Origin of the sequence: Thermasporomyces composti (assembly GCF_003386795.1) — a bacterium.
Taxonomy (GTDB): domain Bacteria; phylum Actinomycetota; class Actinomycetes; order Propionibacteriales; family Actinopolymorphaceae; genus Thermasporomyces; species Thermasporomyces composti.
Window position 1 is genome coordinate 689,977 of record NZ_QTUC01000001.1, and the last position, 21,641, is coordinate 711,617.

Annotated in this window: 21 protein-coding genes and 2 tRNA genes; 7 read left to right on the forward strand and 16 right to left on the reverse strand. The window is 69.5% G+C overall.

All coding sequences use genetic code 11. From position 1 onward, the window contains the following. The first annotated feature begins 61 nt into the window (after positions 1-61). Positions 62-280: a 50S ribosomal protein L28 gene (rpmB, locus tag DFJ64_RS02980; protein WP_115849052.1), complete on the forward strand. Its 219-nt coding sequence runs from the start codon at positions 62-64 to the stop codon at positions 278-280. Positions 281-479: 199 nt separating this feature from the next. Here the strand turns inward: rpmB and DFJ64_RS02985 are convergent, their stop codons facing one another. Next, a complete protein-coding gene (locus tag DFJ64_RS02985) occupies positions 480-1,463 on the reverse strand; it encodes a thiamine-phosphate kinase (protein WP_115849053.1) in 984 nt (327 codons plus the stop codon). Between the two features lie 359 nt (positions 1,464-1,822). On the opposite strand from DFJ64_RS02985, the gene DFJ64_RS02990 reads away from it, so the two are divergent. After that, a complete protein-coding gene (locus tag DFJ64_RS02990) occupies positions 1,823-2,059 on the forward strand; it encodes an Lrp/AsnC family transcriptional regulator (RefSeq protein WP_115849054.1) in 237 nt (78 codons plus the stop codon). Between the two features lie 14 nt (positions 2,060-2,073). Continuing rightward, positions 2,074-2,568, forward strand: coding sequence for a DUF3515 domain-containing protein (locus DFJ64_RS02995; protein ID WP_115849055.1), 495 nt, complete (start codon positions 2,074-2,076; stop codon positions 2,566-2,568). A gap of 79 nt (positions 2,569-2,647) precedes the next feature. Here the strand turns inward: DFJ64_RS02995 and DFJ64_RS03000 are convergent, their stop codons facing one another. Continuing rightward, positions 2,648-3,802, reverse strand: coding sequence for a D-alanine--D-alanine ligase family protein (locus DFJ64_RS03000; RefSeq protein WP_115849056.1), 1,155 nt, complete (start codon positions 3,800-3,802; stop codon positions 2,648-2,650). Positions 3,803-3,875: 73 nt separating this feature from the next. Between DFJ64_RS03000 and DFJ64_RS03005 the strand changes: the two genes are divergently transcribed. Continuing rightward, positions 3,876-5,030: a trans-sulfuration enzyme family protein gene (locus tag DFJ64_RS03005; RefSeq protein WP_115849057.1), complete on the forward strand. Its 1,155-nt coding sequence runs from the start codon at positions 3,876-3,878 to the stop codon at positions 5,028-5,030. Here DFJ64_RS03005 and DFJ64_RS03010 read toward each other — a convergent pair. Beyond that, positions 5,023-5,853: a lysophospholipid acyltransferase family protein gene (locus DFJ64_RS03010; protein ID WP_245940927.1), complete on the reverse strand. Its 831-nt coding sequence runs from the start codon at positions 5,851-5,853 to the stop codon at positions 5,023-5,025. The two genes, DFJ64_RS03005 and DFJ64_RS03010, sit on opposite strands and share 8 nt — an antisense overlap. A gap of 145 nt (positions 5,854-5,998) precedes the next feature. Here DFJ64_RS03010 and cofC point away from each other — a divergent pair, with 145 nt between their 5' ends. Next, positions 5,999-6,874 (forward strand): 2-phospho-L-lactate guanylyltransferase, encoded by an 876-nt coding sequence (gene cofC, locus DFJ64_RS03015; protein ID WP_115849058.1) that lies wholly within the window; start codon positions 5,999-6,001, stop codon positions 6,872-6,874. Between the two features lie 125 nt (positions 6,875-6,999). Here the strand turns inward: cofC and DFJ64_RS03020 are convergent, their stop codons facing one another. The 3 genes from DFJ64_RS03020 to leuC form a co-directional block, all read right to left on the reverse strand. Beyond that, positions 7,000-7,509 (reverse strand): HU family DNA-binding protein, encoded by a 510-nt coding sequence (locus tag DFJ64_RS03020; RefSeq protein WP_115849059.1) that lies wholly within the window; start codon positions 7,507-7,509, stop codon positions 7,000-7,002. Between the two features lie 621 nt (positions 7,510-8,130). Further along, positions 8,131-8,742, reverse strand: coding sequence for a 3-isopropylmalate dehydratase small subunit (gene leuD / locus DFJ64_RS03025; protein WP_115849060.1), 612 nt, complete (start codon positions 8,740-8,742; stop codon positions 8,131-8,133). Between the two features lie 14 nt (positions 8,743-8,756). Beyond that, on the reverse strand, positions 8,757-10,172 hold the full coding sequence (leuC, locus tag DFJ64_RS03030; RefSeq protein ID WP_115849061.1) for a 3-isopropylmalate dehydratase large subunit: 1,416 nt from the start codon (positions 10,170-10,172) through the stop codon (positions 8,757-8,759). Between the two features lie 94 nt (positions 10,173-10,266). On the opposite strand from leuC, the gene DFJ64_RS03035 reads away from it, so the two are divergent. Next, complete coding sequence (locus tag DFJ64_RS03035) at positions 10,267-10,986, forward strand: IclR family transcriptional regulator (RefSeq protein ID WP_115849062.1); 720 nt, start codon at positions 10,267-10,269, stop codon at positions 10,984-10,986. A 274-nt stretch (positions 10,987-11,260) separates the two neighbouring features. Here the strand turns inward: DFJ64_RS03035 and DFJ64_RS03040 are convergent. The 9 genes from DFJ64_RS03040 to DFJ64_RS19335 form a co-directional block, all read right to left on the reverse strand. Continuing rightward, positions 11,261-11,333, reverse strand: a tRNA-Glu gene (locus DFJ64_RS03040). Between the two features lie 44 nt (positions 11,334-11,377). Beyond that, a tRNA-Gln gene (locus DFJ64_RS03045) sits at positions 11,378-11,449 on the reverse strand. A 202-nt stretch (positions 11,450-11,651) separates the two neighbouring features. Next, complete coding sequence (gene gltX, locus DFJ64_RS03050) at positions 11,652-13,148, reverse strand: glutamate--tRNA ligase (RefSeq protein ID WP_115849063.1); 1,497 nt, start codon at positions 13,146-13,148, stop codon at positions 11,652-11,654. Then, positions 13,141-13,920 carry a fumarylacetoacetate hydrolase family protein gene (locus DFJ64_RS03055; protein WP_115851783.1) on the reverse strand — a complete coding sequence of 260 codons (780 nt, stop codon included), beginning with the start codon at positions 13,918-13,920 and terminating at the stop codon, positions 13,141-13,143. Before DFJ64_RS03055 ends, gltX begins: the two co-directional genes overlap by 8 nt. Before the next feature lie 81 nt (positions 13,921-14,001). Further along, a complete protein-coding gene (cimA, locus tag DFJ64_RS03060; protein WP_115849064.1) occupies positions 14,002-15,588 on the reverse strand; it encodes a citramalate synthase in 1,587 nt (528 codons plus the stop codon). 445 nt (positions 15,589-16,033) lie between these two features. Further along, the gene (locus tag DFJ64_RS03065) at positions 16,034-16,294 is read right to left on the reverse strand and encodes a DUF397 domain-containing protein (protein WP_115849065.1); all 261 of its coding nucleotides are present in this window, start codon (positions 16,292-16,294) and stop codon (positions 16,034-16,036) included. Between the two features lie 125 nt (positions 16,295-16,419). After that, positions 16,420-17,511, reverse strand: coding sequence for a branched-chain amino acid aminotransferase (locus tag DFJ64_RS03070; protein WP_115849066.1), 1,092 nt, complete (start codon positions 17,509-17,511; stop codon positions 16,420-16,422). Positions 17,512-17,753: 242 nt separating this feature from the next. After that, positions 17,754-18,809 carry a 3-isopropylmalate dehydrogenase gene (locus tag DFJ64_RS03075; protein ID WP_115849067.1) on the reverse strand — a complete coding sequence of 352 codons (1,056 nt, stop codon included), beginning with the start codon at positions 18,807-18,809 and terminating at the stop codon, positions 17,754-17,756. 72 nt (positions 18,810-18,881) lie between these two features. Further along, on the reverse strand, positions 18,882-19,022 hold the full coding sequence (locus DFJ64_RS19335) for a hypothetical protein (protein ID WP_170152477.1): 141 nt from the start codon (positions 19,020-19,022) through the stop codon (positions 18,882-18,884). Between the two features lie 164 nt (positions 19,023-19,186). Here DFJ64_RS19335 and DFJ64_RS03080 point away from each other — a divergent pair, with 164 nt between their 5' ends. Then, positions 19,187-19,753 carry an O-methyltransferase gene (locus tag DFJ64_RS03080; RefSeq protein WP_115849068.1) on the forward strand — a complete coding sequence of 189 codons (567 nt, stop codon included), beginning with the start codon at positions 19,187-19,189 and terminating at the stop codon, positions 19,751-19,753. Positions 19,754-19,844: 91 nt separating this feature from the next. On the opposite strand, the gene serA is transcribed toward DFJ64_RS03080, so the two are convergent. Beyond that, a complete protein-coding gene (serA, locus tag DFJ64_RS03085) occupies positions 19,845-21,476 on the reverse strand; it encodes a phosphoglycerate dehydrogenase (protein WP_115849069.1) in 1,632 nt (543 codons plus the stop codon). Positions 21,477-21,641 lie beyond the last annotated feature (165 nt).

Below are 21,641 nucleotides of genomic sequence, written 5' to 3' on the forward strand. Positions count from 1 at the left end.
CGATGAGCACCATGGTGCGGGGCACTGATCCAGGATCGAAGACTGCTCAGGAGAGTCTGCGGTGGCTGCCATCTGCGACGTTTGTGGCAAGGGACCCGGCTTCGGCAACAAGGTGTCGCGCCTCGGTGTGCGCGCGATGAAGCGGCGGGTCAAGAGCCGCACGCCGCGGCGGTTCAACCCCAACATCCAGCGGGTCCGCGCCGCGATCAACGGTGGGACGAAGCGGATCAACGTCTGCACCGCGTGCCTGAAGGCCGGGAAGGTCGCCCGCGCCGCCTGACCCGCATCCGCTCGGCGACGGCGGCGTCCGCTCGACGGCGCTGTCCCGACCATGAGGCCGGTCACCCAGGTCGGGGTGGCCGGCCCCTTGGTGTGCCCTCTGGTCGTGCGTCTCTTCCCCAGTCGTCGGCGTTCCCGAGTCGTCGGCCGGCAGGACGGGCGATCCGTGCCGCCCTCGCCCGTCCTGCGACCTGGAAGCGTCAGCCGAAGTGATCGTGCCCGGCCGGGCCCTCGTACGCCGCGCCGTCGACCGTGACCGCGGGCTCGCCCTCCAGCACCCGGCCGACCACGTTCCAGTGCGGCGGAAGGGAGACGTCCGCGGGGAACGTGCCGGCCAGCGCGTGATCCTCACCGCCGGTGAGGACGTACGACAGCGGCTCAGCACCCACGGCCGCAGCGACCGCCTGGATCGGCTCAGGGAGGTCGAACCGGGAGGAGTCCAGGTCGATGGCGACACCGCTCGCCACGGCGATGTGCCCGAGGTCGGCGAGCAGCCCGTCACTGACATCGATCAGCGCGGTCGCCCCCAGGCACGCCGCCTCCGGTCCCGCCGCGTACGGCGGCTGGGGCCGGCGATGGGCCTCGACGAGGACGCGCGGTGACCGGAACCCTCTGCTCAGCACCGTCAGGCCAGCCGCGGACCACCCAAGCCGCCCACACACCGCGACCTGGTCGCCCGGTCGGGCGCCCGAGCGTGTCACCGCCGCTCGGCCCTGGAGGGAACCCATGGCGGTGACGGCCGCGACCACAACGCCGGAGGCCACGACGTCGCCGCCGGCGACGGCGGCCCCGACCTCCTGGCACTCGTCGCGCAACCCGTCGGCGAACTCCACCGCCCACGCGACGGGCAGGTCCGGCGGAGCCCCGAAGCAGACGACGACAGCGGTCGGCGTCGCACCCATGGCCGCGACGTCGGCGAGGTTCTGGGCGGCGGCCTTGCGGCCGACGTCGTACGCCGACGACCAGTCCCGACGGAAGTGGCGACCTTCGACGAGCATGTCGGTGGTGACGACCATCCGACCATCGCTCGCCGCGACGACGGCCGCGTCGTCTCCAGCACCGAGCTCGACCTGCGGCGCATCGCGGAGCCGCTCGCGGATCAGGTCGATCAGCCCGAACTCACCGACGTCGGCGAGGGTTTGTCCTTCGCCCGCCCGCGTGGGCGTCCGCTGCGTGCCGGTCACGTGTCGTCCTCCCACTTCGCCGACTCATGGGGTGCGGACCTGAGTCACCGCATCGTCGATCCTCGGTGGCGTGCTCCGTGCAGGGTCCGACCACCGCTCGACAGCTGGGTGGTGCACGACCCTAGTGCTCGACCGGTGTGCATTGCCGAAAGACACGGATCGGTGGGTCTTGGGGCTCTCCCTGAGGTGTCCACTCGCCTGGCGGCTCGTCAAGCGAGGCGCCCGTCTCCAGTCCTGGCCGCACCAACGCTGGCGGCCTCGATCCGACCTCGCGCGATACCGTGGCCACGACCTGATCCGTCCAGGGTCCGCGCCGCGCGACCGCGTGGCGCGGGTCCGCGAGCCGGGGAGGCCGCCCAGTGGTCGTCCACGCCTACATCCTCATCCAGACCGAGGTCGGCAAGGCGGCCGAGGTCGCTGCGAACATCGCCAAGATCAAGGGAGTGACGCTCGCTGAGGACGTCACCGGCCCGTACGACGTGATCGTGCGCGCGGAGGCCAACAACGTCGACGAGCTCGGCAAGCTGGTCATCGCCCAGGTCCAAGGGGTCCCTGGTATCACGCGTACATTGACCTGTCCCGTCGTCCACGTGTAGCGCACCGACCTGCCGTGTCCCGATCCGCCCGGCACTCACGAGGCCTCGCGGCCGGTGTACGTGCGGCCGCCACGGCCGGCGGTCTCCTCGTCTTTCTCGCCGGCTGCGGTGCCGCGCCTGTCTCCACCGAGCCACCGCGTCCCACGGGAGCTGCCGCGACCGCGTGTCGAGCTCTGCTGAGCGATCTGCCCGACACCGTGCAAGGCCAGGACGCGCGGCCGGTGGAACCCGCCGACGCCCTCGCCGCCGCCTGGGGTGATCCGCCGATCGTGCTTCGCTGCGGTGTGGAGCGTCCCGCGCGACTGCGGCCGTCCTCGCCCTGTCTCGAGGTCGACGGCGTCGGGTGGTTCCCGCAGCAGGCGGCGCGCGGCCACCTCTTCACGACCGTGGGCCGGTCAGCCTACGTCGAGGTTGCGGTTCCCGAGGCGTACCAACCAGCGGCGGAGCCCCTGGTCGACCTGGCTGACGCCATACGGCGTCACATCCCGGAGCGGCGCCCGTGTCAGTGACCCGGTCCGCGACCACCCGGTCCATGGGCGGCTTCCATGGGCTATTCCATGGACTGAAGGTGGGGCGTCCTCGACTCGTTCAGCGAAGGCCCAACGGTCGGCGCAGCGCGAGCTGGACCAACCGGTCGACCAGGCTGGGATAGTCCAGCCCGGAGGCCGCCCACATCCGGGGGAACATCGAGTACGGCGTGAACCCCGGCATCGTGTTGATCTCGTTGAGCAGCAGGGTGCCGTCCTCGCGGAGGAAGAAGTCGACCCGCGCCAGCCCTTCCACCGACAAGGCCTCGAAGGCTCGGATGGCCATGTCCTGGACCTCCTGAGCGACGGACGGCTCGAGGTCCGCCGGCAGGCGTAGGTCGACGTGGGTCTCGTCGTCGAGGTACTTGGCCTGGAAGTCGTAGAACTCGTACTCGGTGTCGTAGCAGATCTCGGCGACCACGCTCGCCTCAGGCCGGCCCCCGTCGAGGCTCTCCAGCACGCCACACTCGATCTCGCGGGCGTTCAGGACAGCGGCCTCCACCACGACCTTGGGGTCGTACCGGCGCGCTTCCTCGACCGCCTCGGGGAGGTCGGCTCGCTGGCGAACCTTGGTGATGCCGATGCTGGAGCCTCCCCGTGCCGGCTTGACGAACACCGGGTAGCCCAAGGAGTCGACCGCCTCCTGGCACGCCGCCCGGTCGGTCTCCCATGCGCGACGCGTGATGACGGTGTACGGGGCGACCGGGAAGCCGTTGGCTTGCAAGATGAGCTTCGCGTAGTGCTTGTCCATCGCCACCGCGCTGGCCAGCACTCCCGCGCCGACGTAGCGGACGCCCGCCATCTCCAGGAGGCCCTGCAGCGTGCCGTCCTCCCCGAACGGTCCATGCAGGACCGGGAAGACCACGTCGATGCGGCCGAGGGCGGTCGGACCCGCCGCCGGGTCGAGACAGACGAGCCCTCTCTCGTCGTCGTTGGCCAGGACGACCGCCGTGCCCTTCTCGTCGACCTCGGGCAGCCTCCCCGCCTGGATCACCAGTCGCTCGGGCTCGTCGCGTTCGAGCACCCACCGCCCGTCGGTGGTGATCCCGATCGGGACCACGTCGTACTTGTCTCGGTCGAGCGCACGCAGCACGCTGCCCGCCGTGACGCACGACACGGCGTGCTCCGAGCTCCGGCCGCCGAACACGACCGCCACCCGGGGCTTGCTGCCCGTCGCCCCGTCCCGCGTATCCGGGCTCCGCTCCAACTCACTCATCGCCCTGACCCTACTCATCCTTCGAGCCGATCGGCGTCATCGCCGCCAAGTACAGGTCAGCAAGAATCCCGCCATGCCCGATTCCACGCAATCTCTCGCCCTTTCGACACGGAGCGTCACCGCGGGCCGCCCGCGCCGAGATCCCGACGCACCGCTCAACGCGCCCCTGGTGCTCGCCTCCACCTACGTCGCTGGGGGCACGATGGAGTACGGCCGCTACGGCAACCCCACGTGGGAGGCGTTCGAGGAGGCCCTTGGCGCACTCGAGAACGGACGGGCCCTCGCCTTCTCGTCGGGCGTCGCCGCCATCGCCACGGTGCTCGACCTCGTGCCCGTGGGTGGGGTCGTGGTGGCGCCGCGCCACGCGTACCTGGGCACGTTGGGTCAGCTGGCCGATCTCGAGGCATCGGGCCGGATCGCCGAAGCGAGACTCGTGGACGTGGCAGACACCGACGCCGTCCGTTGCGCGGTCACCGGCGCCGACCTGCTCCTCGTCGAGTCCCCTACGAACCCGGCCCTGGAGATCGCGGATCTCCCGGCGGTCTGCGCGGCAGGGCGAGCCGAAGGCGCCGTCGTCGTGGTCGACAACACCTTCGCGACCCCGCTGCTGCAACGGCCGATTGACGTGGGAGCCGACATCGTCGCGCACTCCGTCACGAAGTTCCTGGCCGGACACGGCGACGTGGTGATGGGCGCGCTGGTCACCGCGCCAACCCCTCGAGGCGATGAGCTGTACGGCAGGCTCGAGGAGCGGCGCAAGCGGTTCGGCGCGATCCCCGGACCGTTCGAGGCCTGGCTCGCGCTCCGGGGCATGCGGACGCTGCACGTCCGGCTCGAACGGGCCTGCGCCAACGCCGCCGAGCTCGCCGACCGGCTCAGTCGTCATCGCGCGGTGGAGCGCGTGCGCTATCCGGGCCTCCCCACTGACCCCGGCCACGCACGCGCCCGGGACCAGATGGACGGCTTCGGCGCCATCATCTCGATCGAGGTCCGGGGCGGCCTCGCCGCGGCAGATCGAGTGACGCGCATGACCCGCCTGTGGGTCAACGCGACGAGCTTGGGCGGAGTGGAGTCGACGCTGGAACGGCGCCGGCGCTGGCCCGGCGAGAGCCCGACGATCCCGGACAATCTCGTCCGCCTGAGCGTCGGCATCGAGGACGTCGACGACCTGTGGGCGGACCTGGACGCCGCGCTCAACGCCGTCGCGGAGGACGCCGGCTCTACTTGACTCGGCGCCGCTTGCGTGGGTTCCCGGTCGTGGGCAGGTTGGCCTTGCTGGGGTCGAAAGGCTCGGCGGGTGGAGTCTCCCCTCGCAGTCCGGCCACCATCGCCGTGAGGGTGCCCATGACGAGAGCCGTGGCCTTCTTGAGCATCGAGGGCGTCATCTCCTGGCCGCGGAATGCCGAGAGGTCGATCGGTGGGCCGGCGACGATCCGCATGGTCTTCCGGGGTAGCAGCTTGGGCAGCTTGGCGTAAGGCATCAGAACGTCCTGCGCACCCCACTGCGCGACAGGGACGATCTCACAGCCGGTGCGGAGGGCGGTTCGGACGGCGCCAGTCTTGCCCACCATGGGCCACAGGTTCGGATCCCTGGTGATCGTGCCCTCTGGGTAGACGACGACGCACTCGCCGCGCTCCGTGATCGCCTCACAAGCCTCTCGCAGCGCGTCGCCGGCCGTCCGCGATTCACGGCGAACGGGGATCTGCCCTGCCGAGCGCAGGAACGGGCCCACGAGCGGGATCTCGAACAGCGACGACTTCGCCAGGAAGCGGGGGGCGCGACCGGCGTCGTGCAGAAAGTGCGCGATGGCCAACGGGTCGAAGTAGGACAGATGGTTGCTGACGACGATGACACCTCCCTCGGCGGGGATGTGTTCGACTCCTCGCCAGTCTCGTTTGGTCAAGACCTGAAGCGCTGGACGCAGGACGGCCGCGGCGATGTCGTAGCACAGTCCGGTCCTCGGCAAGGGCACGCTGTCCTCCTCGTCGGCCATCGCCCGCGCGTCAGAGCGCGGGCAGTCGGCGGGATCGGCGACGTGAGATGTATCCACGCGCTCGTGGTCACAGTCTGGACGACCGGGCAGAGCGCTGCACGAGTGGTCGGCGACACCTCACGCCTCCGATGGTTCCCCTCCCGCTCGCTCGTGGTGCACCCGGGCAGCGGAGCTCGGGTTTCCCTCTGGGAAGATCGAGCTGATGTCGGCACGTTCCACCCAGGACCACGGCGCGTGGACGGTCGTGGTTCCAGTGAAGTCAGGCGCGGTGGGGAAGTCCAGGCTCGCCTCCTTCGCCGGACCTCACCGCAGCCACCTCGCGCGCGCGATGGCGCTGGACACGGTGAGCGCCGCCCTCGCTTGCGCCCGCGTGGCCGAGGTGATCGCGGTGACCCCGGATCCCGACACGGGAGCTCAGCTGTCGGCCCTCGGTGCCGTCGTGGTGTCGGACGAGCCGGGCCTGGGCCTCAATGCGGCGCTGACGTACGGAGCGAAGCTGGCGCGGGACCGCCGGCCCGGCTGCGCGGTGGCTGCGATGCTCGCCGACCTGCCCGCTCTCCGTCCAGACCAGCTTGACGTCGCGCTCGAGGCGGCCGAGGCCCACCCCACGGCGTACGTGGCCGACGCGGCCGGTGTCGGGACCACGCTGTACTGCGCCGGGCCGGACGCGGCGTTCTCTCCCCGCTTCGGCCCCGGGTCACGGGAGGCGCATCGCACGGCGGGGGCGGTCGAGCTCGACCTCGCCGACATCCCTACGGTCCGCCAGGACGTCGACACGGAGGCGGACCTGCGGGCGGCCGTGCGGCTGGGGGTGGGACCACGCACACGGGCCGCCCTCGCACCGCTCGAAGGGCTAAGCTCCGTGCTCATGCAGGCGACGGTGCGTTCCTTCGACCCCGAGAGCCGGTCGGGCACCGTGCTCACCGACACCGGCGTCGAGCTCCCCTACGACGCCAGCGCTCTCGTCGGCTCCGGTCTGCGGCACCTTCGGATCGGCCAGCGCGTGGCGCTTCAGATCGAAGGAGAGGGAGCCGACCAACGGGTCCGCTCCCTCAGCCTCTACACGATGTCCGCTTGACCGGGTGGGTTCCTCGGGCGCCCGGCTGCCCCAGTACTGGGTGGCCCAGGCTCGTAGACATGGCGAAGGACCGGCCACCCTAGGGTCTCCGGTCCTTCATCGTCTGCCGTGTGACGACGTCACGCTCAGCGCTTGGCCGTGCGGCGGGTCGTCGTCCGCTTCGTCGCGGCCTTCTTGGCCGTCGCCTTCTTGGCCGTGGCCTTCTTCGCCGTCGTCTTCTTGGCGGTGGTCTTCTTCGCCGTCTCCTTCGCGGCCTTCTTGGTCGCCCGCTTCGCTGCCGTCCCGGTCGCGGCCTTCTTCGCCCCCGCGGTGGCCTTGGTTGCGGTGGCCTTGGCCGTCGTCAGCTTCGGCAGCTTCTTCGCGCCGGACACCACCGCCTTCAGCTCAGCGCCAGGTCGGAACTTCGGGACCGACGTCTTCTTGGCCCGCTTGCGCTCTCCCGTGCGTGGGTTGCGGACCATGCGGGCCGGCCGATCGATCTTCTCGAACGCGCCAAACCCTGTGATGGCGACCTTCTCGCCAGCGGCGACAGCGCGCGTGATGACGTCGATGACCGACTCAAGCGCGTGCTGCGCTTCCTTCTTGTTGCCGTCGAAGCGCGTCGCGAGCACCTCGACCAACTGAGACTTGTTCACTGCTTCCCTCCGTGAACGGGGTCGTACGAGCGAGCCTGCGCCCGATCCATGCGCACGTTATGGAATCTAGCGCCCGTACTCAAACATCAGCGAGCGAAGGATCCTTGTGTCGCACGTGTTTGCGCCCTCCGACGGGTCTCGCGAAGGCCCCTGACGTGGTTGCCGTGATGGTGGCGGAGACCGACATGAGAGGCCGTAAGCCGCTTGCTGGCATGGGCGATGACAGCCGCGACAACCGTCGTCGAGCGACGCCCCGCGGACCCGATCCAGCCTCGCCAGCCCGACCAGCGCACCCCCCGACACATCCACGTCCGGTCGCGAAAACCCCTTATTTCATTGGGTTTCTGCGATGCTTCGCGGGTACGAGCGGGCGGCTTGGCGAAGGTCTTGGAGGGCTGTCCGCGCGCGCCGGCCGGCCGGAGGCGGCGACGCGGACGACGCCCAGGTCGTGGGCCACGAAGGCCTTGCACGACAACGGTCGAAGGCGTCCGAGACGGTGGGGAGGACGGCAGATCGAGCCGACGATGAACCGAGGTGAAGTCCGTCACAACACGGGCGTGTCGCGCCTCGCCCGGTCGTCCAGGCGTCAGCGCGACACGCCCGAAGGTGGTCAGTCCCGGATCAGCTCCGGATCGGAAGGGTGGTGGGACGCAGCGGCGATCGCCGCGCCTCGTAGGCGGCGATGGCGTCGGCATGGCTGAGCGTGATGCCGATGTCGTCCAGGCCTTCCATCAGCCGCCAGCGCGTGTAGTCGTCGATGTCGAAGGACTCCCGGATGGCGTCCTCGCCCTCGCCGGCGAGGATCAACCGCTGCTCCAGGTCCACTGTCACGAGGAGGCTGGGATCCCGCTCGAGCGCCTCCCATAGGCGGTCGACCACCTTCTGGTCCACCACAGCGGCCAGCAGGCCGGCCTTGCCCGCGTTTCCGCGGAAGATGTCACCGAAGCGCGACGAGATGACGACCCGGAAGCCGTAGTCCTGCAGAGCCCAGACGGCGTGCTCCCGGGACGAGCCGGTCCCGAAGTCAGGCCCGGCGACCAAGATGGACGCGCCCTGGGACTCGGGGCGGTTCAGGACGAAGTCCGGGTCGCTCCGCCACGCGGCGAACAGGCCGTCGGCAAAGCCGGTTCGGGTCACCCGCTTCAAGTAGACGGCCGGGATGATCTGGTCGGTGTCGACGTTGGATCGCCGAAGCGGCACGGCCTTGCCGGTGTGAACGGTGAACTTCTCCATCGCAGTGACTCCTGTCAGCGCGCGCCAACGGACGGCAGGTCGGCTGGTGAGGCGAGATGGCCGGCCACGGCCGTCGCGGCGGCCACCAAGGGCGAGACGAGGTGAGTGCGCCCACCCTTACCCTGCCGACCCTCGAAGTTGCGGTTGGAGGTCGAGGCGCTGCGCTCACCAGGAGCGAGCTGGTCGGGGTTCATGCCCAGGCACATCGAGCAGCCCGCGCCGCGCCACTCGGCGCCAGCTTCCTTGAAGATGACGTCGAGTCCCTCGGCCTCAGCCTGCAAGCGGACCCGGGCGGAGCCGGGGACCACGAGCATGCGAACGCCTTCGGCGACCTTCCGGCCGCGGATGACCTCCGCGGCCGCACGCAGGTCCTCGATCCGTCCGTTCGTGCACGAACCGAGGAACACCGTGTCGATGCGGATGTCCCGCATCGGCGTACCCGGCTCCAAGCCCATGTACTCCAGCGCCCGCTCCGCGGCGGCGCGCTCGGTCGGGTCGCTGAAGTCCGACGGGTCCGGCACCTGACCGCCTAGCGGAACCCCTTGGCCGGGGTTCGTCCCCCACGTGACGAAAGGCGTCATCGTCGAGGCGTCCAGGCGCACCTCGCGGTCGAACGTCGCGTCGGGATCCGTCACCAGCCCGCGCCAGTAGTCCAGCGCCGCCTCCCAGTCGGCGCCTCGAGGAGCGTGCGGACGGCCCTCCAGGTAGGCGAAGGTCGTGTCGTCGGGAGCGACCATGCCGGCCTTGGCGCCCCACTCGATGGACATGTTGCAGACGGTCATCCGACCTTCCATCGACATGGCGCGGAAGGCCTCGCCGCGATACTCCACGATGTGCCCTTGGCCGCCGCCCGTGCCGACGTGAGCGATGAGCGTCAGCACGAGGTCTTTCGGCGTGACACCTTCAGGGAGCGTGCCGTCGACGGTCACCGCCATCGTCTTCGGCCGAGCCTGCGGCAGCGTCTGCGTGGCGAGGACGTGCTCCACCTCGCTTGTGCCGATGCCGAACGCCAGGGCGCCGAAGGCACCGTGGGTCGAGGTGTGGGAGTCACCGCAGACGATCGTCATGCCGGGCTGCGTGAGGCCCAGCTGTGGCCCCACCACGTGGACGATGCCCTGGTCGGCGTCTCCCAGCGGGTGGAGTCGGATTCCGAACTCCTTGCAGTTTCGACGCAACGTCTCGACCTGGGTGCGCGAGACCGGGTCCGCGATGGGCTTGTCGATGTCGATCGTGGGGACGTTGTGGTCCTCGGTCGCGATCGTCAGATCGGGACGACGCACTGTGCGGCCAGCGAGTCGGAGCCCGTCGAAGGCCTGCGGGCTCGTCACCTCGTGAATGAGGTGGAGGTCAATGTAGAGGAGGTCGGGCTCACCGTCGGCGCGACGCACGACGTGCTCCTCCCAGACCTTCTCTGCCAGGGTTGTCCCCATTTGCTGCCTCCAGACGGGATGAATTGGCCATCCGGATGCGCCAGATCCGGCACCCGGGCTTGCGTCTCGCCATCCGAGACGTCAATATCGAGTCATGGACAACTCTAGCGGAGTCGGCGTTCTTGACAAGGCAGCGCTGGTTCTCGGAGCTCTGGAAGCGGGTCCAGCCACCCTCGCTGGTCTCGTCCAGATCACCGGACTGGCTCGACCCACAGCCCACAGGCTGGCGGTCGCACTCGAACACCACCGTCTGGTCGCCCGAGACATGCAAGGGCGGTTCATTCTCGGCCCACGCCTGGCCGAGCTCGCGGCTGCCGCAGGAGAGGACCGACTGCTCGCCGCGGCCGGGCCGGTCCTCGCGCGGCTCCGCGACATCACGGGGGAATCGGCCCAGCTGTTCCGGCGGCAGGGCGAGGCGCGGGTCTGTGTCGCGGCGGCGGAACGTCCCACCGGACTTCGGGACACGATTCCAGTCGGAACCCAACTGACCATGCAGGCTGGCTCCGCGGCGCAGATCCTGCTGGCCTGGGAGGAGCCTGAGCGCCTGCACCGCGGGCTTCAGGGCGCGAAGTTCACCGCCGCGACGCTCGCCGCCGTGCGGCGTCGAGGGTGGGCCCAGAGCGTCGGCGAGCGCGAACCCGGGGTGGCCTCGGTCTCCGCGCCCGTCCGGTCGCCGTCGGGAAAGGTCGTGGCCGCCGTCTCGGTGTCCGGGCCGATCGAGCGACTCTCTCGCCAGCCGGGTCGGATGCACGCACCGGCGGTCATGGCGGCGGCCGAGCGGCTCAGCGAGGCGCTCCGCCGGTCCGCCGACTGAGACCTCGCCCTGGAGTGGCGCCGTGCCGGGCGACCGGCCGGCGCCTCCAGGCGCAGGGAGGGCTGGTCGAGGGTGGGAGTCCCACGGGGTGTGCCGTCGGCGCCCGGCCCCGCCGCCCGCGCATGGCGCCCGGCCCGTCACCATCGGCCGATCACGTGATCCATGAAAACGCCTGGCTCGCTGGGGGAACGTCGACACGTGCCCGGATCGGTCGGGCGATCACAACACAGAGGCGGCCTGGGCACCGCGAGGCGCTCCAGACCGCCAGAAGCCGTAGCCCCGACCGGATTCGAACCGGCGCTACCGCCTTGAGAGGGCGGCGTGCTAGGCCGCTACACAACGGGGCCGTGGAGGTGAGCCAACTGTAGCAAGGGTCTTGCCAGCTCGCTCGCTGGGGTACTAGGACTCGAACCTAGACTAACGGAGCCAGAATCCGTCGGGCTGCCAATTACCCCATACCCCAATGGGTTGGCCCGGCACGTACCGGAGCGGACCGCGAAGCAGGATACCGGAGTCCAAACCCAGACCCCAAGCCGGGCACCTCGTTCGCCTTTCGCCCCGTTCTACCCGCCCTTTAAAGCCAGCGTCCGCCTCCGCCCGAGCTCACTCCCAGCCGAGCCGTGTCCGCTGGCCGACGGGCTTCCCGTCTCACGGCGTCATCGTCGTCAGACGCCGACCTCGCGCTCAAGCGCCCGCCGAATCCGTGCCAGGGTGCGTTCCTTGCCCAGCAGCTCCAACGATTCGAACAGTGGTGGGGACACCCGGTGACCGGTGACAGCGACCCGCACGGGAGTGAAGGCGTGTTTGGGCCTACGGCCGAGCTCCTCGATCAGCACCCGCCGCAGCACCTGTTCGATGGAGCCCCGGTCCCACGAGTCGACGGCAGCGAGCGCTGCCTCCGCCGCTTCGAGGACCGGCGCCGTCTCCTGGGTGAGGACCCGGGCGGCTGACTCCGGGTCGACCCGGAACAGGTCCTCCCGGATGAAGAGGAAGGCCAGCATGTCGGCAGCGTCGGTGAGCCGCACCAGCCGCTCGCGGACGAGCGGCACGGCCGCACGGAGCAGCCGAGCCTGCTGGGTGGTCGGAGGGTCGTCGACGAGCCCACTGGCGCGCAAGAACGGCAGGAGACGACTCGCGAGGTCGTCGGGAGCAAGGCTGCGGATCTTGTCGCCGTTGATGGCGTCGAGCTTGCGCGGATCCAGCCGACCGGCCGTCGCTCCCACCCGACGCAGGTCGAACAGCTCGACGATCTGGTCCAGGGTGAGGTCCTCCCGGTCGTCGCCGGGTGACCAGCCGACTAGGGCGAGGTAGTTGACGACCGCCTCGGGCAGGTACCCGTTGTCGCGGTACCAGGAGATGGCGGCCGAGCCGTACCGCTTGGACAACGGCTTGCCGTCCGGCGCGAGGATGTACGGGCAGTGGGTGAAGACCGGGATGTCGTCGTCGGAGACCCCCATCGCCTTGTAGATGGCGATCTGCCGCGGCGTCGAAGCGAGCAGGTCGTCACCGCGGATGATGTGCGTGATCTGCATGAGGGTGTCGTCGACGGCCGCAGCGAGGTTGTAGAGCGGATAGCCGTCCGCCCGCATGATCACGAAGTCGGGGATGTTGGCGTGGTCGAACACCACCTCCCCGCGGACCGTGTCGTGAACGACCGTCCGACCTGGCGCCATCCGGAAACGCACGACCGGCCGGCGACCCTCCGCTTCGAACGCCGCCACTTGTGCCGCGGTCAACTGCCGGCAGCGACCGCTGTACCCGGCCGGCAGGCCCTTCGCCCGCTGCTCCTCGCGCTCGGCGTCAAGCTCCTCTTGCGTGCAGTAGCAGTGATAGGCGACGCCGTCGGCGAGGAAGCGACGTACCCACTCGTGGTAGATCGACAGCCGCTCGCTCTGCAGGTACGGACCGAACGGGCCGCCGACGTCCGGCCCCTCGTCCCAGTCGAGCCCGAGCCAGCGCAGGTCGGTGAGGACTGAGCCGATCGCCTGCTCGCTCACCCGAGTCCGGTCGGTGTCCTCGATCCGGAGGACGAACTGCCCACCGGTGTGCCGCGCCCACGCCCAGGCGTACAACGCCGTACGGACGTTGCCGACGTGCAGATCACCGCTCGGAGACGGCGCGAACCGGGTCCGAACCCGTCTCGCCGGCTCTCCGTCAGCCACGGCGGATCACCCGGTTGGTCAAGGTCCCGATGCCCTCCACCGTCACCGAGACCTCGTCGCCCACCTCCATCGGCCCGACGCCCGCGGGCGTCCCGGTCAGGATCACGTCCCCCGGCAGCAGCGTCATGAACGAGCTGACGTAGGTGACGAGGGAGACCACGTCGTGGATCATCTGGGAGGTCCGCCCCGACTGCCGCACCTCGCCGCGCACCGTCGTGGTGATCGCGAGGTCGCTGACGTCGAGCTCGGTCTCGATCCACGGGCCGAGCGGGCAGAAGGTGTCGAACCCCTTGGCTCGGGCCCACTGCCCATCGGCTCGCTGGAGGTCGCGCGCTGTCACGTCGTTGCCGCACGTGTAACCGAAGATGACCTCTGGGACACGCTCGGGCGGCACGTGCCGGCAGATCCGCCCGATGACGACGGCCAGCTCGCCCTCGTAGTGCAGGTCGCTTGTCTCCGGCGGATAGACGATGCCGTCGCCGGGTCCGATGACGGAGGTGTTCGGCTTGAGGAAGACCAGCGGGTTGGCCGGCACCTCGTTGCCGAGCTCGGCCGCGTGCTCGGCGTAGTTGCGGCCGATGCCGATCACCTTGCTGCGCGGGATGACGGGCGCCAAGAGGCGGACCTCGGACAGCGGGAACCGCTCACCGGTGAACTCGACGGGTCGGTAGAGGGGGTCGCCCTCGAGCACCGAGACGACCTCGGCGCCCTTCTCGCCCTCGACGGCGCCGAACTTCGGATCCCCACCGGCGCTGAACCGTGCGATGCGCAAGGCCACCCTGCCTTCGTGATCGACTGCCTTCGTGCGTGCTCAGACCTCCCAAGGATCTCGTAGCGTACTCGCCCGGCTCGCTCAGTCGCCGGCCTGCCGGCCTTGAGCCCGTACCAGCCCGTACGTCACGCCATCGACCAGCGCCTCCCAGGACGCCTCGACGAGGTTGTGGCCGACGCCGACGGTCTCCCAGGAGTCCTGGCCGTCGGACAGCTCGATCAGGACTCTGATCACCGCGTCGGTGCCGTGTCCGGACTCCAGGATGCGGACGCGGTAGTCGATCAGGTCGAACTTCTCGACGACGGGGTAGGCCTTTCCGATCGCGCCCCGCAGGGCACTGTCGAGCGCGTTGACCGGGCCATTGCCCTCCGCGGTGACGATCATGCGCTCGTCACCGGCACGCAGCTTGACGGTGGCCTCGGACACGGCTTCCTGGCCGGGGCGGGAGTCGGTGATCACCCGCCATGACTCCACCTCGAAGAACGATGGCCGTGCGCCGTCGACCTCCTCCATGAGGAGCAGCTCGAACGACGCGTCCGCGGCCTCGAACGTGTAGCCGCACGCCTCCATCTGCTTGACTCGATCGGTGATCCGGGTGAGGAGCTCCCGGTCGTCGCCCAGCTCGTAGCCGAGCTCGCGTCCCTTGAGCTCGATGCTGGCGCGACCGGCCATGTCGGAGACGAGCAGGCGCATGTCGTTGCCGACGTCGGCTGGGTCGATGTGCTGGTAGAGGTTCGGGTCCACCTTGATCGCGCTGGCGTGCAGACCCGCCTTGTGGGTGAACGCCGACGCGCCGACGTAGGGCTGGCGAGAGTACGGCGGGACGTTCGTCACCTCCGCCACCGCGTGGGCGATCCGCGTCGCCTCCCGCAACGAGGACTCGGGGACGAGCTTGCGGCCCCGTTTCAGCTGGAGGTTGGCGACGATGCTGATGAGGTCGGCGTTCCCGGTCCGCTCGCCATACCCGTTGAGCGTGCCCTGCACGTGCGTGGCACCCGCGTCGACCGCGGCGAGGGTGTTCGCGACCGCGCAGCCGGTGTCGTTGTGGCAATGGATGCCGAGGCGAGCTCCCGTTCCGTCGAGGACCGCTCCGACGATCTCACCCACCTCATCGGGCAGCATGCCGCCGTTGGTGTCGCAGAGCGCGATCACCTCAGCACCGGCCTCGGCGGCGGTCCGGACGACCTCCAAGGCGTACGCCGGGTTGTCGCGGTAGCCGTCGAAGAAGTGCTCGGCGTCGAGGAAGACCCGCTGCCCGCCCGCACGAAGGAACTCGATGGTCTCGCGCACCATGGCGAGGTTCTCCTCCAGGGTGGTGCGCAAGGCGAGCTCGACGTGCCGGTCGTGGCTCTTCGCGACCAAGGTGACGACGTCCGCGCCGGAGTCCCGCAGGGCCTGGACGAGTGGGTCGTCCTCCACCTTCAGGCCGGGGCGACGGGTCGAGCCGAACGCTGCGAGCGTCGCGTTCCTCAAGGTCAGCTCGGTCTTGGCCCGGTTGAAGAACTCGGTGTCCTTGGGGATGGCGCCAGGCCACCCTCCCTCGATGAAGCCGACTCCCAGCTGGTCGAGGTAGCGGGCGATGACGAGTTTGTCCTCGACTGAGAGGTTGAGTCTTTCTTGCTGCGCCCCATCACGCAGCGTGGTGTCGTAGACGTGGAAGTCGTTCATCGGGTCGGGCTCCTTGGGACATGGGCGAGCGTTCCAGACAAACAAAAAACCTCTCGCGGGTGCGAGAGGTCTGCGCGCGGGACGCCGAAGCGCCCAGCGCGCCTAGCTAATAATCATCGTCGACAGCACGTTGGAAAGTCTGCCACATCCGACGTGGTCGGCGTCAATCCCGCCGTGTCACCATCACGTCACCCAAGGGCGTATAGGTCGGGGACCTGCGGTCGACCGTCGACCGCAGGTCTGGCACACGGATTCCCCGTCGGGCGGGGCGTCTCGTCCGCGTTCCCGCTGTCCGGCGGCGCCGCCGCGTGACACACGGTCGCCCGCGCCGCCGCAAGCGGACCTGACGGTCGGAGCGAGCGGCTCATCAGCGGCCTCGATCGCTGGACTGTGCTCGAGGGAGCCCGACCATTGGCCCAGGAGAGCCGGCCGTCTGACGTCCTCGCTAGGCCCCCGACGGGTCGACCTCGAGGCGCGCGGGATCGAACTCCCCGTCCTTCGCCCCTGCCAGGAACGCCTCCCACTCCGCGGGGGTGAAGACCAGCACGGGACCGTCGGGGTTCTTGGCGTGCCGCATGCCGATCAAGTCGTCGACGAAACCGACCTCGATCTCCGCGTCCTCGCTGGCCTTTCGCCATTCGGCCCTGCTGGCGTCGAAGGTGCCCTTGAGGGGGTGCGTCGTGGTGGCGTTCGATGTCTCCGCCATGGCCTGCTCTCCTCTGCCCGAACGTACGGAAGCTCAACGTACTCCCGCACGCTTCAACGAGCGGGGGACAGCACGGCAACGTGCCGTCTCGATACAGGCAGTCACACCGGGAGCTGCGTGGGGTGTCAGCAGACCCGGTGCAACCACCCATGCGTGTCGTCGGCTCGGCCGTACTGGATGTCCAGCAGCTGCTGGCGCAGGCGAGCGGTCACCGGGCCACACTCGCCCTTGCCGATGGTGAGCTGGCCGCCACGCCACTTCAACTGACCGACCGGCGTCACCACGGCCGCCGTGCCGCACGCGAACACCTCGGTGATCCGCCCCGTCGCCACGCCTTGCCGCCACTCGTTGATGTCGACGCGGCGTTCGTCGACCTTGTACCCGAGGTCGGCGGCCAGCTCCAGGATTGCCGCCCGTGTGACACCCTCGAGGATGGTGCCGGTGAGCTCGGGGGTGACGATGAGGCCGTTGTCGTAGACGAAGTAGATGTTCATGCCGCCGAGCTCTTCGACCCACCGGCGTTCGACGGCGTCGAGGAACACCACCTGGTCGCAGCCGTTCTCGATGGCCTCCTGCTGTGCCAGCAGGCTGGCGGCGTAGTTTCCACCGCACTTGGCCGCGCCCGTCCCTCCGACGGCGGCCCGGGTGTACTCCTCGGACAGCCAGATCGACACCGGCTTGACGCCCGCGGCGAAGTACGACGCGGCCGGAGAGGCGATCACGGCGAAGGTGACGTCCTGGGCGGGTCGCACGCCGAGGAACGGCTCGGAGGCGAACATGAACGGCCGCAGATACAGGCTCTTCTCCCCGCCCGAGGGCACCCAGTCCTGGTCGGTCTGGATGAGCAGATCGAGCGCGCCGACGAAGTCCTCGACGGGAAGCTCCGGCAGCGCCATGCGGCGTGCCGAGCGCTGGAAACGGGCGGCGTTGACGTCGGGACGGAAGGTCCAGATCGAGCCGTCGCTGTGTCGATACGCCTTGAGGCCCTCGAAGATCTCTTGCGCGTAGTGGAAGACCGCGGTCGCCGGGTCGAGAGAGAACGGCCCGTAGGGCCGGAGGACCGCGTCGTGCCAACCGCGCTCCGGCGTCCAGCGGGCGGTGATCATGTGGTCGGTGAAGAACTTGCCGAAGCCGGGGTTGGCGAGGATCTCCCGCCGACGCTCGGCGGGCGTCGGCGAGGTCGTGAGCTCCCGGCGGAACTCAAGACGTGCGGTCATGGCTGCACCGTATCCAATCGTCAAGGTGGCGTTCCATCAGTGTGCGCTGGCCGAGGACGGCACTGACGCCCGCCCCACCGGTGAGGGGATCCCGGTGGTCCGCGACGTCTCACCTGGAGCGCTGAACGCCACGAGGCGCGATCCCCACAACAGCGGGACGGCGAGCTCGTCGAGCCGGACGCGCCGCCCCGAACCCGTCAGCGGCGGCGTCGCGGTGGGTCGGCGCGTGGACTCGGCGAGCTCTAGCTGGCTACTCGCGCGGCGATGGCGTCGCCGATCTGCGACGTCGTGCGAGCCGGACCACCGGCACGGGCCGCGAGGTCGGCGACCACGGCCTCCTCGACCTTGCGGGCGGCGACGGACGCGCCCACGTGGTCGAGCAGCAGGGCGGCGGACAGGATGGCGGCGGTCGGGTCAGCCTTGCCTTGGCCGGCGATGTCGGGGGCGGAGCCGTGCACGGGCTCGAACATCGACGGCGCGGTCCGGTCGGGGTTGATGTTGCCGCTCGCGGCCAGTCCGAGTCCTCCGGTCACCGCGGCGGCCAGGTCAGTGATGATGTCGCCGAAGAGGTTGTCGGTCACGATGACGTCGAAGCGCTCCGGCTCGGTGACCAGGAACATGCTCGCCGCGTCCACGTGCAGGTAGTCGACGGCGACGTCGGGAAACTGCTCGGCGACCGCGTCGACAGTGCGAGACCACAAGGAGCCGGCGTTGACCAAGACGTTCGTCTTGTGGACGAGCGTGAGCTTGCGGCGGCGCGCTTGGGCCCGCCGGAAGGCGTCGCGGACCACCCGCTCGACTCCGAAAGCGGTGTTGACACTCACCTCGGTGGCGATCTCCTGGGGCGTTCCTCGGCGAACCACGCCGCCGTTGCCGAGGTAGAGGCCTTCGGTGCCTTCCCGGACGACGACGAAGTCGATCGGCACGTCCTTCGCCAACGGCGTTGGGACTCCCGGGAAGCTGCGAGCCGGGCGCAGGTTGATGTAGTGGTCGAACTCGAAGCGCAGGCGCAGCAACAGACCACGCTCGAGGATCCCCGGCGGGAGGTTCGGGTCATTGGGGCGACCGCCCACAGCCCCCAGCAGGATCGCGTCGTGGCCGCGCAGCTCCGCCAGCACGGAGTCGGGCAACACCTCGCCCGTGGCGAGGTACCGCTGTGCCCCGAGGTCGTAGTGGGTCGTCTCGATCTTGATGTCGTCGACGGACACGCAAGCGTCGAGAACCTTCAGGGCCTCGGCCGTCACCTCCGGGCCGATGTAGTCCCCTGGGATCACCGCGAGGCGGATGCTTCGGGCCATGGTGTCACCGTACCTACCTTGTCCTTGTTCCGATCGTCGTCCCACTATCCAAGGCACGCGTCCTGACCGCGCTCACGGGTGGGGATCAGGCGGGCCCGGACTCCGCCGCTCTTCCTCGCCTGGTTCGAGGTAGACCATGGCGCGGCCACCGTTGTCACGCCGGTCCAAGGCCTCCTGCACCGCTCGGTAGGCCAGCTTTTGAGCCTCGGTCATCGATTACCTCCTGCGCGTCGGCGTGCGGGGCAGGACTCGGCTCGTGCCGCACGACACCAGCGTGAGAATAGTTGGACGCCCAAGTACTGTCTCGCCAGTCGGGCAGCTTTTCACATGTTGAGACACTCTCCATCGGGCGTCGAACTCTGCCACACTCTTGGCGCATGAGCGCTCCACCAGACCTGCCCGCTGTCGTCGCGCGTGCTCACGCGCTCTCGCGCCAGCGCGGCTTCGTCTCCTCGTGCCGCAACGAGACCGGCCGGCTGCTCGCGAGCCTCGCGGCGTCCCGAACCGGAACCCTGGCGGAGTCGGGCACGGGATGTGGCGTGGGCTCCGCCTGGCTCCGCAGCGGTATGCGAGAGGGCTCGAAGCTGGTGACGGTCGAGCGGGACGCCGGACTCGTGGAGGCGGTCCGCGAGATCTTCGCCGACGACCAGTCGGTCACCGTACTCGAGGCCGACTGGACGGAACTCGCGCCCTATGGGCCCTTCTCCCTGCTTTTCCTCGACGTCCGGGAGGCCAAACGCGCGGGCCCGGACACTGTGGCCGACCTGGTGGAGCCGGGTGGGTTCGTGGTCCTCGACGACTTCACGCCGTGCGCCACCTGGCCACCGATGTTCCAGGGCCGGGTCGACACGATGCGCCAGGTCTGGCTCACCGACCCTCGCTTCACCACCGTCGAGGTAATGGTGGCCTTCGACGCGAGCGTGCTCATCGCGACCCGACGCTGAGCCGAGCCGGTCCGAGCCCTTCCGGTGGCGGGCACCCCGCAGTCAGTGGCGGCCTGAGGGCGACCTCTTCGGCACAACCGCTCAGCGGAACCTACTCCGTGAGGTCGATCGCCCGGACGTCCTCGGCGTCGATCTCGCGCGCGATCGCGTCGAGCGCGGTTTGCGGGATCGTCGAGTCGACGGTCATGGCGACCAGCGCCTTGCCGCCCTTACGGTCGCGGCTGACCTGCATGCCCGCGATGTTGACGCCGGCCTCGCCGAGGATACGGCCGATGACGCCGATGACACCGGGCCGGTCGACGTACTTCAGCACCGCCATGTGCTCGGTCAGCTCGATCTCGATGTCGAAGCCCTCCACCTCGACCAAGCGCTCGGCGTGCTTGGGGCCGACCAGCGTGCCGCCGACCGAGACTTGCCGACCGCTGGCGAGCGTGCCGCGAAGTGTCACCAAGTTGCGGTAGTCCGGGCTGTCAGGATTCCTGATCAGGCGTACCTCGACACCGCGCTCGGCCGCGAGCAAGGGTGCATTGACGTAGGAGACCTGCTCCTCGACGATCCCCGCGAACGCGCCCTTGAGCGCCGCCAGCTCGAGCACCTTCACGTCGCTACCGCTGATCTCACCCCGGACCTCGACGTCGAGCTGCACCGCTACCTCGCCGGCCAGGGCGGTGAAGATGCGCCCCAGCTTCTCCGCCAACGGGATCCCGGGTCGGACGTCCTCCGCGATGACTCCACCTTGAACGTTGACCGCGTCGGGCACCAGCTCGCCCGCCAAGGCCAGACGGACCGACCGCGCCACCGACACGCCCGCCTTCTCCTGGGCCTCCTTGGTGCTGGCCCCCAGGTGTGGGGTCACCACGACGTTGTCCAGCTCGAACAGCGAAGACTCCGTACAGGGCTCCTGCACGAACACATCGATGCCGGCGCCGGCGACCCGACTGTCCTTGAGCGCGACGTACAGCGCGTGCTCGTCGATGATCCCGCCCCGCGCGGCGTTGATGATCAAGACGCTCGGCTTGACCTTCGCCAGCTCCGCCTCACCGATGAGCCCGACGGTCTCGGGCGTCTTCGGCAGGTGCACGGTGATGACGTCGCTGGTCGTGAGCAGCTCCTCCAGCGGCACCAGCCGCACACCCATCTGGGCCGCACGTCCGGGCTGGACGTAGGGGTCGTAGGCGATGACCTTCATGCCGAACGCCGCGAGCCGCTGGGCGACCAGGACGCCGACGCGCCCCAAGCCCAGCACGCCGAGCGTCTTGTCGAACAGTTCGACGCCGGTGAACCGGCTGCGTTGCCACTCCCCCGACCGAAGCGACGCGTCAGCCGCGGGGATGTGTCGCGCCACCGCCAGCAGCAGTCCGATGGTGTGCTCGGCCGCCGAGACGATGTTGGACTGCGGCGCGTTCACGACCATGACGCCGGCCTGCGTCGCAGCCCGGACGTCGACGTTGTCCAACCCCACACCCGCACGTGCGACGACCTTCAACCGTCGGGCGACGCCCAGCACCTCGGCGTCGATCTTGGTCGCGCTTCGGATGAGCACGGCGTCGACGTCGACGATGGCCGCCAGAAGCTCGGCGCGGTTCGCGCCGTCACAGAACCTGATCTCGAAGTCCGGGCCGAGCGCCTCCAGCGTCGCGTCGGACAGCTGCTCGGCGATCAGGACGACGGGCTTGCGTCTCTCGTCTGGGTCGAGGGCCTGCGAGGTGTACGTGGGGTCCACGTCGGTGCCTTCCAGTGAGGTGGAGGACGGACGCTCTCACGAGCACGACCCTGGGCCCGCCATCCACCCCAGGATAACGAGCGGCGATGGCTCTCCGCAGGTTCTCGCCGGAAAGTGCCATCCGCCTGGCGAGACGTTCAAGCGAGGGCCTGTTCCCGAAGCGTC